This is a genomic window from uncultured Amaricoccus sp. (assembly GCF_937858865.1).
GTDB lineage: Bacteria > Pseudomonadota > Alphaproteobacteria > Rhodobacterales > Rhodobacteraceae > Amaricoccus.
Genome location: NZ_CALLYO010000454.1, coordinates 1 through 11,922 on the forward strand (window position 1 = coordinate 1; position 11,922 = coordinate 11,922).

An 11,922-nucleotide genomic window follows, 5' to 3' on the forward strand; every position below is an offset into this window, starting at 1 on the left:
GCCTGCACCTCGTAGACGTAAGGCGGTGCCGCACCCTCCGGACGCGGCCCCGACGGTGCGAGAGGGCGACGGCCGCCCCGAGGGCGATGACCGCCGCGGCAAGCAGGAGCCCGATCGCCCGGCGCCCGGGCCGCGCCACGCCGCCCGTCATCGCCGCCGCGGCGCCTGCTTCGTGCATGGATCGTGCATCACTGGGCCCCACCCTCGAGCGCCTCGATCCGGGCCTCGAGCGCCGCGCGCTCCCGCAGCCGGGTGTCCTCGTCACGGATCCGGGCGAGCGAGCCGATCAGCTCCGACCAGCCGTAGGTATAGGTGAAGCCGCCGGGGTTGGCATGCGCCAGGCCCTTGAAGTGGCGCATGATCTCCTGCTCCCACATCTGGGCGTATTCGTACTCCGCCGCGCTCGGGTTGTTCCCCTCGGTCCAGAAGAGCCCGAAGAACCCGCCCGGCACGTCCGCCTCCGGCTCCGGCGGCGCCGGCCGATTGGTCGCCTGCCCGACCAGCAGCCCGTCCTCGTAAAGCCCCTTGACGACCGCCTCGGCCTGCTGCACCAGCCCGACCCCCTGCGCCGTCCCCTTGTCGATCATCTCGAAGTAGCTCTGCGCGAAGCTCGGCGCATGGCACTGCGAGCAGGTCGCGATCCACAGATCCTTGCGCTCCTCGAACCAGGGATGATCGAGGTTGTCGGCGATCGACGGCATCGGCGAGAAGCCCCAGCGGACCTTCTGCACCAGGTTGTGGCTGTAGGTCCCGTTCGCCTCCATGTGGCAGGTCTGGCAGGTCGGCGCCGTATAGCCGGCCGAGGCGAAGGCCTCCGACAGCGGCGCATCCCAGTCCCACTCGGCGCCGCCGGTCTGGTAGATGATGCCGTGCCGCGAGAGCATGAAGGCCTCGAACTCGTTGTGGTCGACGCCGTTGTGGCAGTTCGAGCAGACCTCCGGCTTGCGCGCCTGGGCGGCCGAGAACTCGTGCCGCGTGTGGCACTGGTTGCAGGTCGCCTGCGTCGTGTGGCACATGGTGCAGCCCTCGGCGATCTCGCGCTCGGCCATCCCCGCCCAGATCGCGGTCTCGTAGTTGGCCAGCATCGACAGAGCATGGCTCGGCCGCCCGGCGGGCCACTGCTCCTGCGGCCAGGTCAGCGTGTCGCGCTCGGACTCCCGCTCGGCGAACTGCTGCACGTGGCACTGGCCGCAGGCCGCGGAGTCGGGCAGCCGCAGGTCGGTCTTGTGATTGCCGCCCGCGCTCCCGACGCCCATGTGGCAATCGGCGCAGCCCACCTGCTCGAGGCTCTGCCCCTCGGGCAGCAGCCCCATCGACCGCAGGTTGCCTTCCACCTCCTCGATCATCGCCTTCTTGTAGGCGCGGGAATCGTCGTCGGGCAGCGCTCGGATCGCGTTCAGGTCGCCGTGCACGCTCTTCTGCCAGCCATGCACCCAGCGCGGGGTGATCGACTCGTGGCAGGTGACGCAGTCCGCCGCCTCGACGTCGAAATCGAGCTCGTCGCGCCCGGTATAGAAGAGCGTGGGATCGAGATAGGCCGACATGGGAATCGGCTCCCAGAGATCGGCGAACTTGCCCTTGCCCGCGCCCTGCGCCGCGTCGCGATAGCGGGCCGCAACCGCATCGTAGAGCACGTTCGGCGGGGCGTCCGGGGTGATGCCGAGCGCATCGTAGAGTTCCTGCGGCACCTCGGCCGAGGCGGGCGCCTGCACGAGAAGGAAGGCGGCGAGCAACGCCGCGACCTTCGTCCATGCCCTGCGCGCTGGCTGCCTGGGTCCCATCGTCCTGTCCTCCGCGGGGAGCCTCGGTCGCAATCCCTCACCGCCAACCTGCCGCCAAAGGAGACGAGGCCGTAGGTCCACCCGGACCGAACGTCATGGAGCCGGCGCCGCGCGAGCATGGGGCCGATCCCGGGAGAAGGGGTCGCCTACCGGAGATTGGCGCGAAGCGCCGCCGCCGCGGCCGGCGGCGCGAGGGCGAGGACGAAGAGGGTGAGGCCGCCGAGAAGCATGAATGCCGGCCACGGGTCGGCGCCCTCGGCTGCCGACGCAGCGGCACGGGCGCCGAAGATCAGCGACGGCAGATAGAGCGGCAGGACCAGGATCGAGAGCAGCAGCCCGCCGCGGCGGATGCCGACGGTTACCGCCGCCCCGATGGCGCCGAGAAAGCTGAGCGCCGGCGTGCCGACGGCAAGGCTCGCGACCAGCCACGGATAGGCCGGCGCCGGCAGATGCAGGGTGAGCGCGAGGAGCGGCGCGGCCGCGACGAGGGGCAGACCCGTCGTCAGCCAGTGCGCCACCGCCTTGAGCGCGACGAGAGCCTCGAGGGGCAGGGGAGAGAGAGCGAGAATGTCGAGGCTCCCGTCCTCCTGATCGGCCTGGAAGATCCGGTCGAGCGACAGCAGGCAGGCGAGGAGCGCGCCGATCCAGAGGGTCCCTGCGGCGAGACCGGCCAGTCGCTCCGGCTCCGGCCCGACCCCGAGCGGAACGAGCAGCACCGCGATCAGGAAGAAGGCCAGGCCGAGGCCAGCGCCGCCGCCGGAGCGAAAGGCGAGCGTCAGCTCGCGCGCGAGGACCGCCCCGGCCGCACTCACGTCCAGGCGCCCTGGAGGAACGGATCGCCGGCGGCCGACGCCGTCTGCGCTTCCGCCGCCAGCACCAGCTCACGCGCGGGCGCGAGATCAAGCGGAACGTGCGTCGCGACGATCGCGAGCCCGCCGCCGGCCGCGTGCTCGCGCAGAACCCGAAGCAGGCGGCCCGTCGCATCGGCGTCGAGCGCGACGGTAGGCTCGTCGAGCAGCCAGAGCCGGCGCGGCGCGACCAGGAGGCGGGCGAGGCAGATGCGCCGCTTCTGCCCGGCCGAGCAGAGGTGCGCGGGCCGTTCGGCCAGCGGCCCCAGGTCGAAGGCGGCGAGCGCCGCTCCCGGATCCCCGCCGAAAAGGCGCGCCCAGAAGCGCAGGTTCTCGGCGACGGTGAGCTGCGGCTTGATCGCATCGAGATGGCCGGCATAGGCGACGGCGTCGGCGCGGCCCTCGCCGCCGACGGCACGGCCGTCGATCTCCATGCGGCCCGAGGCGGGCAAGAGGCCGGCGAGTGCCCGGAGCAGGGTCGATTTGCCGGAACCGTTCGGGCCGCGCAGGATCAGCGTCTCGCCGGAGCCGAGCGCGAACGAAAGCCCGCGGAGAATGAGGCGGCCGCCCCGGGTACAGGATAGGTCAGTGACGGTCAGCCCCATGGTTCCCGCATAGCCGATCGGCCGCCGCCTGGGAAGTCCAGGCAGCCCGCTCGTCTATCCCCTTGATGGAAACTCACCTTTCCCTGCCCCGCCCTCCCCTTGAAACGCCGCTGCCCGGTACCCAGATCCTTCCCGTCCGGCGCCGCTCTGCGGGTCGGACTCCAGAGATGAGGGCCTGTCCCCGAGGGAAGGCCCGAAGATGTGTCGCTTCGAGAAGGATGCAACCATGCGAACCTTTGATCTCACCCCCCTCTATCGCTCCACCGTCGGCTTCGACCGTCTGGCCAGCATTCTGGACCAGGTGATGAGCGCGGACGTGAGCCAGAACAGCTACCCCCCGTACAACATCGAGAAGACCGGCGAGGATGCCTACCGCATCACGCTCGCCGTGGCGGGCTTCTCCGAGGACGAGCTCAGCATCGAGGCCCGTGAGGGTCAGCTCGTCGTGACCGGCCGCAAGGCCGAGATCGAGGACAAGGCGACCGTCCTGCACCGCGGCATCGCGACCCGCGCCTTCGAGCGCCGCTTCCAGCTCGCCGATCATGTCCGCGTCGTCGACGCGGTGACCGAGAACGGTCTCCTGCACATCGACCTGGTCCGCGAGGTTCCCGAGGCGCTGAAGCCCCGCAAGATCGAGATCTCGCGCGGCAAGGCGATCGAGAGCCAGGTCGCCGCGGCCTGAGCCGCACACGACTTGGAAAGGAAGGTCGCGCCCCGAGGGTGCGGCCTTTTGTCATCCGCGCGGCTTACGCGCGCTGATCGCGGGTGATCGTCGGCTCCCGCACCTCGACCGGCGTTCCGGCGGAACTGTAGGTGCGGAGCTGCGAGCGGGCGGCGCGGATCTCCTCGACCTGTGCCGCCCCCGCTCGGACCCCGGCGAGGCTCGCCAGGAGGAGACGGCTGTTGCGCTCGGCGCGGTCCTTGAGCGCCGTGAGGAAGTCCTCGGGCACCCCAGCCTCGCCTTCGAGCAGCTCCGCCACCGCCGCCTCGCGCCGCTCGACCAGCGTGCAGAGGTTCGAAAGGGGGCCGTTCAGGATCACCTTCCGCTCGAGATCGAGAAGTCTCAGGATGCGTGCGTAGCGTGCCGACGTGAGAATATGCGCGATCATCTGCTCACCGTTCCTGCTTGAGGAGTTCGAAGATCCGCTCGGCGAGCCCGATGCCGCCGCGCTGCGCCAGGAGCCTGGCGTATTCGTCGGTGAGAAGGCTGGCGAAGGCCTCCTCGCCCGCCCCGCCCCCGAAGCTCTCCGAGGGGGCATTGAGCCCGGAATGCCGGAGCATCTCCGCCAGAAAGGCCGCCTCGAACGCCTGCGCCGCCTCGCTCGCCGCCGTGTCGGTTGGCCTGGTCGCGCCGGGCCTTGGAGGCGCCACCGGCGATCCGATCGGGAATGACTGCATCTCCGGCTCCCTTCGCGGGCTCGCGTCCCTGCCGACCTATGCAGCCCGGGCGGTAAAGAAACCGTAAGGGTTTGCGGGCAAAGGAGGCGCATGGACATATCCTTCCCGGTTCCCGACACGGCTGCCGCCAGGCCCCGGTCCACCGCCGCCCCACGCGAGGCGACGCACCCGGCCGACCGCGAACGCGGAAAGGGCGAGGACTTCGGATCGGTGTTGCAGGACCCCCAGCAGCTCCCCGCGATCGAGCTGGCCGATGCCGGCGCCGATCCCGCCGCCGATCCCGCCGCAGCCGACATCCTGGTGGCCATCGTCGCGATGCCCGCCCCACCGCCGACGGACGCGGTGGACCTCCCGCCGGCCGACGCCGCTGCCGTCGCCCCCGATCTTCCTTCCCCGACCGCCACCCTTCCGGCGGCCGAGCTCACGCCGCCGCCACCCACCCCGATCGAGGACAGCAGCGCCCCGGCCGCCGATGGCGACATGCCGGTCGCCGCGCAGGGACCAACGCCGCGCCAAAACATCCGCCCGAGCGGGATGCTCCCCGTCACCGCGCCGGGGAGCGCGCCAAGGGCGGACGCCGAAGCCCCCGCTCCGGACGGCCCGATCGCCCCCGTGGCACTCCGGCGGGCCGATGCCCCGGCCGAGGGCGCCCAGCCGATGCCGACGGCCCTCCTCGCCCCGCCCGCCCGCTCGGGCGACGACCCGGCCAGCGGACAGGACGTCCGCCTGCTGGACGCGCCCGAGCCGGCATGGCAGCTCACCGAGGCCACCGCGCGACCGGCCCGCGCCGAGGCGACCGTCCATCCGCTGGCGGCGGCGCCGGCTTCGCCCGCGCCGCGGCAGGTGGTCGCGCAGGTCGCCGTGGCGATCGGCGAGGCCCCCGACGACCAGCGACTCGAGATCCGTCTGGATCCGCCCGAGCTGGGGCGGGTGCAGATCCATCTGACGCGGCACGATGGCGCCGTGCAGGCGGTGGTGCTGGCCGATCGCCCCGAAACCCAGGACCTCCTGCGCCGCCATTCCGACCTGTTGGCCAGCGAGCTGGACGCAGCGGGCTACGAAGGCGTCAGCCTCGACTTTCCTCGGCCGGACGCGCAGCCGGAACGCGCACCCCCCCCGAGCGACGACTGGGCCCAGACGCCCGCCCCACCGGCCGCCGTCCCGGAACCGGTCGCGGTCACGCTTCGGGACGAAGCGCGGGGAAGCTTCGCCGGCGGGCTCGACATCCGCCTCTGATCTCGGAAAAGGACGCACGGATGGAGATCAATCAGACCACATCTGCCGCCACCGGCACGCAATCGAGCGCGCGCGGCACCACGGACGGCGGCACGGACGGCGGCACGGGCGTCGCCGGCGCGATCGGCGGCGACTTCCAGACGTTCCTCACGCTTCTCACCACGCAGATGCGCAACCAGGACCCGCTCAAGCCCATGGACTCGACGGAGTTCGTCGCGCAGCTCGCGAGCTTCTCGGCCGTTGAGCAGCAGGTCCGCACCAACGACCGGCTGCAGAGCATCCTCGACGTGCTGTCGGTCGGAAGCCCGGCCGGCCTTGCCGAGTGGATCGGCCGCGAGGTCCAGGTCGCCGCCGCGGCGGACTACGCCGGGACCCCGCTCGAGGTCGCCGTGGAGCCGGCCGACGGAGCCGAGCGCGGCGTGCTCGTGGTGACCAACGACTTCGGCAACGAGGTGGCGCGCCTCCCCGTCGCCGCCGACGCCCGCGACGTTGTCTGGGACGGCAAGGACGCGATGGGCACGTCCGCCCCCCACGGCAGCTACACCTTCACCCTCGAGAGCTACGCCGGCGACAACCTGCTCGGGACGACCGCCGGCAAGATATTCCGGCGCGTGGACGAAGTGCGCCTGGTCGACGGCGCCCCGCGGCTGGTGGTGGCCGGCGGAACGCAGATCCCCCTCGACGAGGTCGGCGCCGTCCGCTGACGCCCCCACCAAGCGCATGCCTGGGGCGAGGACCAGCTGGGCCTGCCGCACCCCACCCGGCCCCGCTCCTCGAGGCACGCCGCCCGCCGTTCCCGGCTTCCCTCCCCGTCACTCGACGGGCGACCATTCCTCCCCGGGGTCGAACAGATCGATCTCGATCGCCCTCGACAGCGTATCCTCGCCGAGATCGGCCTCGTAGACGACGCCGCCCTCGCCGACCATGAAGCTCATGATCCCGGTGTCGCCATAGACCGCCGGACAGGCGACCAGAGCGTGCCCTGCGACCATGTTCCCCGCGACCATGTAGCTGTAGGCGCCGCCGGGCGCGGACTCTCCCTGCCCCTGCAGGACGCGGAAATAGTAGCCCTCGAACGGCTCGGGATCCCGGTCCTCGCCGTCGAGGCTGTAGCCGGTGAAGCTGGCGCGCGCGATCGTGTCGTCGAACGGGCTCGGAGCCGCTCCGGGCTCTTCCGGCCAGTAGAGGCCGTCGCGGGCGCCGGGGCTCGACAGGATCGACGCCGCGAACTCCAGCACGCCGTCGCCGTCGTGGTCGGTCCGGCGGTAGGCCGCCTGGATCTCGCCCGCGCGGCGCATGATGCCGATCACCGCCAGCTCATTCCGGCCGATTCGGCGCGCCAGCACCTCCTCGCGCGCGCTGTCGGCGTCAAAGCTCCAGGCGCCGTCGCGCGAGACGAGCGGGGCCGGGAACGGCCATACGTCGCGGCCGGCGTAGAGGACGGCGCGGCCGTCGGCCTCCATCTCGAGCCGGCTGACCGCCCGCACGTCGCTCAGGAAGCCGCCCCAGAGCTCGCGATCCTCCTGCGCATCGCCGGTCGAGACGACGTCCTCATTCTCGGGGCCGAAGATGCGCAGCACCTCGGCCTTGTCGCCGGTCTCCAGCGCCGCGACCAGGGCCGACACGGCCGCCTCGGGCGTCTCGAACCGCGCGGGCTCCGCCGCGGCCGGTCCGGCCGACGCGATCAGGACCAGTGACAGGCAGACCCGCACCCGATGCGTCATCTCAACGCCTCCTGCCGCCACCGCCACCGCTGCGACCCCCACCCCTGCTGATGCTGGCCCGGCCGCGATTGCTGGCCGCCGAGGCGCGAGGGCCGGACGGCCTGTCGAAGGCGCTGCTCGAACGGCTGGGCGCCCTTGCCGAGGGGGCGCGGTTCGCCGAGGGACGCGAGATGTTCGCCGGCCGGGCCGTCGTCGGCCGCTGCTGCGCCGCGCCGCGCTGGACGGACGCTTCCGGGCGCGTGGCCTGGCGCGACGGCCTGAGGCTCGCGGGCTGGGTGCCGACCGACTTCCGCGCCTCGATCTTCTGGCGGGCGACCTCGCGGCTGGCCCCGCTGGAGATCGGTGTCCGGTTGCCGGCGCCCGCCCGGTCGCCCGCCCGGTCACCCGCGCCGGCGCGGTCGCCGATGCCGGCGATCTCGCCGCGGTCGATCTGCGTCCGGTCGCTGTCGCCGATGCTGACCCGGTCGCCGTCCCCTATCTGCGGTCGATCCCCGTCGCCGATGCCGATGTCACCGCGATCGACGTCGATGTCGTCGCGATCGACATCGATGTCGATATCGTCGCGGTCGATGGTGATGTCGCCGCGGTCCCAGTCGATGTCGTCGTCGCTGTCCCAGCCATCCCAGTCGTCATCGTCGAATATCTCGTCGAGGATGACCGCGCCGCCGAGGATGATGCCGCCCGCCACGAGCGCGTCGCCCCAGTCGTCCCAGTCGTCGTCGTAGCCGTAACCGTAATGATAGACCGGCGGGCCGGCGACCGGCGTGGTATAGACGACCTGGCTGTCGTAGGTCGGAACGTAGACGACGTTGGGGTCGGCCGGGGCGATGACGATCTTGTCGTTCACCTCCTCGACCTGCTGCACCTCGTTGTCGACGAGGTAGCCGTTCTCCTGCGCCCGGACCCTGAGCCGCTGGATCGCCGCGAGCACCTCGTCGGTCTGGGCGACCACGGCCTCGCCGGCCTGCTCGGTCCAGTCGATGTTGTCGCTCATCCGGGTCACCACGTCCGGGAAGCCGGCGGCGAGCTCGCGGACACTGTCGTCCCATGGCTGGCCGGCGGCCTGCGTCGCGCGCTCCCGGTCCGGGGTGTCCCCCGACTCCTCGACGAAGCGCGCCGCCTTGACCACGTCGAGCGGAAAGGTCGACGCCACCAGAACGGTCGTGAGCACCTGGTCGGGGAAGAGCGCCACCGGGCCGAGCAGCGTCTCGAGCTCGGCCGCCTCGAGCGGACCCTCGGCCGCGACCGCGGCCTTGAGCGAGGCCGCCGCCTCGGCCGCCTGCTCGGGCGTCAGGACCGCGCCGCTCGCATCGACGCAGGGAATCGTCAGTTCCATGCCGACGGCGACGCTTTCGGGATTTCCGCCGAGCGCGTCCCAGTTCGCGTCGGCTATGAAGCCGTAGAGCAACGGATCGCCATAGGCGCGTTCGGCCAGCACGCTGAGCGTGTCGCCGCTCGCCACGACGTAAGGGGACCCGCAAGCCAGCGACCCGTCGCCGACCAGCATCTGGGCCGCGGCGGGAGACAGGCCGGAACCGGCGAGGAGTGCCGCGGCGAGACCGCGAACCGCGCGGCGCCGGCTCGAGTGAAGGGCACGAAGAGCGCGCAATCGGTGCGAAGGCATCTGCGTCCTGCTCCTGTCTCGACCTTGCACCACGCTGGCCAGGTCGCCGGCTGCAACTCTACCGAACACCGCGATGGCGGAACAGGGGCCTTTCCCGGCGCCGAGCGCCGCGCGCGCCCGTCAACGAATCAAACACGACTCTTTCAGGTGCAATACGCATTCCATACCGATTCCACATGCGTCCCAGATCGAACGAATCTCCGTAAACCCTTGCCGCCGAACGACCCCGGTCAGGGCTCAACCCCGCCCAGGAACCCCCCGACATAGCCTGCATAGAGCGCGGGTTGCTCCAGGTTCATCGAGTGCCCGATGCCGGGCACGGTGACGAGGCGGCAATGCGGCATCTCCGCGGCCATCCGCTTCACGTCGGCCGCCGGAATCCAGCCGTCCATCTCGCCCCAAAGCACGAGATGCTCGTTCTCGAGGGAAGGCATCCTCTTCGCAAGTTCCCCGCTGACATACTCGACGTTCAGGTTGTGCGGCGTGCCGAACCAGATGCCTTCCGCGACGCCGAAGGTCTGGTCGATGATCCGGTCGAAAAACTTCTGCAGCTCGTCCACACCCTCTCTGAACCTCGGCATCGACCCGGGCTTCAGGCTGTCGGCCAGGAACAGCGACGCCGCGGCAGTGGCCATCCCGGCGCGGGTCACCTCCTTGCTCGCCTGCATCGCCCTGAAGACGGCGATGCCCGCATCGTCGAACTTCAGGCCGAGCGGCGTGACCGGGTCGAGCGCGAGGCAGCGGCCGAACCGCTCCGGCTGCGCGAGCATCATCCGGGCGGCGATGATTCCGCCGGTCGAGTGCGTGGCGAGGTGGCAGCGGGCGATCCCGAGCGCGTCGAGCGCCGCCAGCATGTCGTCGGCATGCTGCTGCATCGAGTAGTTGGCATAGTCCGGCGCGGCAGGCGGGCGATCGCTGTCGCCACAACCGCGCCAGTCGATGCCGATCACCCGCAGGTCCTTGGGGAACCAGCGCGCCGAAAGCTCGATCCAGTCCTTGCTGGCGAGGTTGCCGTGGATGAAGAGCACCGGGATGGGACCGTCGCCCCACTCCCGGTACGCAAGGCGCACGCCCCCGCCGACCTCGACCTTCCCGGCGCTCACTTGGAGAAACCAGACGGGCGCTCCGGCGCCGCCGCCGCCGCACCGCCACCGCCACCGCCCTGCACGATCGGCAGGTTCACGTTGTCGACGAAGGACTTCACCTGGTCGCGGAGCACGTTCGGGGCCTTGAAGACCGCATAGTGCGCCGTCGGGTCCGGGAAGGAGAGGAAGCTCGCTCCCGGCACCTTCTCCGCGGCGGCGCGCGCGTTCGCCACCATCAGCCAGTTGTCGTTCTCTATGTGAATGACCAGCGTGCGGGCCGTGATCCGCTCGAGATAGTCGTTGATGTTGTAGTTCCAGCCCGCGTTGTTGCGGTACCAGTAGTCGTTCGGGTCCTCGTTGACCGTCCGGGCGAGCCACGCCGCCGTCTGGTTGCCCGTCGGCTCCCAGTAGAAGACCTCACGCTCGACGGCCGACCAGGGTTGAGCCGAGCGGTAGGGGAAGCTGTAGCCGGTCTGCTGCAGGATCGACCACAGGAACTGCAGGCCTTGCTTCGGATGCTCGGCTTTCGGCAGGTCGTAGAAGTTGCCCCCGGTCTCGCGATAGAGCGGGTCGCTCTCGATCGCGGCCGTGGCGAGGCGGAAGGTCCACTGCCCGACCGGGTCGGAGCCGTCCGATGCGGTCGCGCCGCCGAGCGGCATGATCGCGTCCACGAAGCCCGAGGGCGAATACATCGCCCCCCAGACCCAGGTCTGGGTCGCCCCCATCGACGCGCCGAAGGCCAGATGAACGTTCGCCACGTTCAGGTGATCGCGCAGGAGCTGGTAGTTCGCCTGCACCATGTCGAAGTAGTTGTATTCCGGGAAGTTCCGCCCCAGCCCCTCCGACGGCTTCGACGTCCCCCAGAGGCCAAGGGAGTCGAGGAAGACCACGTAGTACTTGTTGGTGTCGATCACCAGCCCCGGACCGACCACCGGCTCGCCGCCGGCCAGCGGGTTTGCCGCCATCGGCATCCAGTAGCTGTAGCTCGCGGTCGAGTCGCCCGAGTAGTGCGGGCTCACGATCACCGCGTTGATGATCTCCCCGGCCTCGTTGCGGATGGGCGTGCCGACGTCGATGTAGGCGGTCTTGAGCGGCCCGTAGCCGAGGCTCTCGAGGGTCGTTCCCCCCACGCCGCCGTCGCGCCAGGTCTCCGGATCGGCAGTGAGATCGTATGTCCCGCCGATCCGGAAGTTCGGGATATCGTAGAACTTCTTGAGCGAGGAGAGCGTCGGCGTGCTCGACGCCGGCGTGAACGCCTCGTTGGGCGGCGGCGCGGCACTGGTCGAAAGGAGGTCGGCCGTCGCCGGCGCCCCGGCCATGGCCAGCAGCGACGTCGCCACGAGAAACCTTAGCATGAGCTTGCTGAACATCTCGGTCCCTCCCCGCCGCATCACTTCGAGAATCCGGACGGACGCTCGGGCGCACCCCCGCCCCCGCCGCCCGCCGCCGCCGCCGGCGCTGCCATTCCGTTGACGAGCGCGTCGATGACATCGGGCGAGACGGCATCGACCGCACTGGTCTTGATGAAGGAGACCGTATCGGCGGCGAACTCGAACGGCACGTCCGTGTGGATGAAGTGGCCGACGCCCGGATAGATCTTGGCCGCCACCGGATTGCCGGC

13 protein-coding genes are annotated in these 11,922 nt (G+C 70.8%); 3 read left to right on the top strand and 10 right to left on the bottom strand.

Annotation, left to right across the window (positions count from 1 at the left end):
* Nucleotides 1–188 precede the first annotated feature (188 nt).
* The 3 genes from Q0112_RS13300 to ccmA form a co-directional block, all read right to left on the bottom strand.
* A complete protein-coding gene (locus Q0112_RS13300) occupies nt 189–1,781 on the bottom strand; it encodes a multiheme c-type cytochrome (RefSeq protein WP_297976043.1) in 1,593 nt (530 codons plus the stop codon).
* 146 nt (nt 1,782–1,927) lie between these two features.
* Nucleotides 1,928–2,593, bottom strand: a complete 666-nt coding sequence (gene ccmB, locus Q0112_RS13305) for a heme exporter protein CcmB (protein ID WP_297976044.1) — start codon at nt 2,591–2,593, stop codon at nt 1,928–1,930.
* A complete protein-coding gene (ccmA, locus tag Q0112_RS13310) occupies nt 2,590–3,234 on the bottom strand; it encodes a heme ABC exporter ATP-binding protein CcmA (RefSeq protein ID WP_297976045.1) in 645 nt (214 codons plus the stop codon). The genes ccmB and ccmA overlap by 4 nt, the downstream gene beginning before the upstream one ends.
* A 226-nt stretch (nt 3,235–3,460) precedes the next feature.
* Between ccmA and Q0112_RS13315 the strand changes: the two genes are divergently transcribed.
* On the top strand, nt 3,461–3,916 hold the full coding sequence (locus tag Q0112_RS13315; protein WP_297976046.1) for an Hsp20 family protein: 456 nt from the start codon (nt 3,461–3,463) through the stop codon (nt 3,914–3,916).
* Between the two features lie 64 nt (nt 3,917–3,980).
* On the opposite strand, the gene Q0112_RS13320 is transcribed toward Q0112_RS13315, so the two are convergent.
* On the bottom strand, nt 3,981–4,343 hold the full coding sequence (locus tag Q0112_RS13320; protein WP_297976047.1) for a hypothetical protein: 363 nt from the start codon (nt 4,341–4,343) through the stop codon (nt 3,981–3,983).
* A gap of 4 nt (nt 4,344–4,347) precedes the next feature.
* The gene (locus Q0112_RS13325; RefSeq protein WP_297976049.1) at nt 4,348–4,632 is read right to left on the bottom strand and encodes a rod-binding protein; all 285 of its coding nucleotides are present in this window, start codon (nt 4,630–4,632) and stop codon (nt 4,348–4,350) included.
* A 90-nt stretch (nt 4,633–4,722) separates the two neighbouring features.
* On the opposite strand from Q0112_RS13325, the gene Q0112_RS13330 reads away from it, so the two are divergent.
* Both Q0112_RS13330 and Q0112_RS13335 read left to right on the top strand, forming a co-directional pair.
* On the top strand, nt 4,723–5,868 hold the full coding sequence (locus Q0112_RS13330) for a flagellar hook-length control protein FliK (protein ID WP_297976051.1): 1,146 nt from the start codon (nt 4,723–4,725) through the stop codon (nt 5,866–5,868).
* 20 nt (nt 5,869–5,888) lie between these two features.
* Complete coding sequence (locus Q0112_RS13335; RefSeq protein ID WP_297976053.1) at nt 5,889–6,572, top strand: flagellar hook capping FlgD N-terminal domain-containing protein; 684 nt, start codon at nt 5,889–5,891, stop codon at nt 6,570–6,572.
* Between the two features lie 108 nt (nt 6,573–6,680).
* On the opposite strand, the gene Q0112_RS13340 is transcribed toward Q0112_RS13335, so the two are convergent.
* The 5 genes from Q0112_RS13340 to Q0112_RS13360 all read right to left on the bottom strand — a co-directional run.
* Nucleotides 6,681–7,592: a DUF2950 family protein gene (locus Q0112_RS13340; protein WP_297976055.1), complete on the bottom strand. Its 912-nt coding sequence runs from the start codon at nt 7,590–7,592 to the stop codon at nt 6,681–6,683.
* Nucleotide 7,593: 1 nt separating this feature from the next.
* A complete protein-coding gene (locus tag Q0112_RS13345; protein ID WP_297976056.1) occupies nt 7,594–9,099 on the bottom strand; it encodes a DUF3300 domain-containing protein in 1,506 nt (501 codons plus the stop codon).
* A gap of 347 nt (nt 9,100–9,446) precedes the next feature.
* Nucleotides 9,447–10,319, bottom strand: a complete 873-nt coding sequence (locus tag Q0112_RS13350) for an alpha/beta hydrolase (protein ID WP_297976058.1) — start codon at nt 10,317–10,319, stop codon at nt 9,447–9,449.
* Nucleotides 10,316–11,671 (bottom strand): alpha/beta fold hydrolase, encoded by a 1,356-nt coding sequence (locus Q0112_RS13355; RefSeq protein ID WP_297976060.1) that lies wholly within the window; start codon nt 11,669–11,671, stop codon nt 10,316–10,318. Before Q0112_RS13355 ends, Q0112_RS13350 begins: the two co-directional genes overlap by 4 nt.
* A gap of 20 nt (nt 11,672–11,691) precedes the next feature.
* A partial coding sequence (locus tag Q0112_RS13360) for a hypothetical protein (RefSeq protein WP_297976062.1) occupies nt 11,692–11,922 on the bottom strand: 231 nt, incomplete at its 5' end.

Excerpts from the sequence above, each read along its gene's own strand:
- Q0112_RS13300 (WP_297976043.1), bottom strand. The coding sequence starts at position 1,781 with ATGGGACCCAGGCAGCCAGCGCGCAGGGCATGGACGAAGGTCGCGGCG.
- ccmA (WP_297976045.1), bottom strand. The coding sequence starts at position 3,234 with ATGGGGCTGACCGTCACTGACCTATCCTGTACCCGGGGCGGCCGCCTC.
- Q0112_RS13315 (WP_297976046.1), top strand. The coding sequence starts at position 3,461 with ATGCGAACCTTTGATCTCACCCCCCTCTATCGCTCCACCGTCGGCTTC.
- Q0112_RS13320 (WP_297976047.1), bottom strand. The coding sequence starts at position 4,343 with ATGATCGCGCATATTCTCACGTCGGCACGCTACGCACGCATCCTGAGA.
- Q0112_RS13325 (WP_297976049.1), bottom strand. The coding sequence starts at position 4,632 with ATGCAGTCATTCCCGATCGGATCGCCGGTGGCGCCTCCAAGGCCCGGC.
- Q0112_RS13330 (WP_297976051.1), top strand. The coding sequence starts at position 4,723 with ATGGACATATCCTTCCCGGTTCCCGACACGGCTGCCGCCAGGCCCCGG.
- Q0112_RS13335 (WP_297976053.1), top strand. The coding sequence starts at position 5,889 with ATGGAGATCAATCAGACCACATCTGCCGCCACCGGCACGCAATCGAGC.
- Q0112_RS13340 (WP_297976055.1), bottom strand. The coding sequence starts at position 7,592 with ATGACGCATCGGGTGCGGGTCTGCCTGTCACTGGTCCTGATCGCGTCG.
- Q0112_RS13345 (WP_297976056.1), bottom strand. The coding sequence starts at position 9,099 with ATGCTGGTCGGCGACGGGTCGCTGGCTTGCGGGTCCCCTTACGTCGTG.
- Q0112_RS13355 (WP_297976060.1), bottom strand. The coding sequence starts at position 11,671 with ATGTTCAGCAAGCTCATGCTAAGGTTTCTCGTGGCGACGTCGCTGCTG.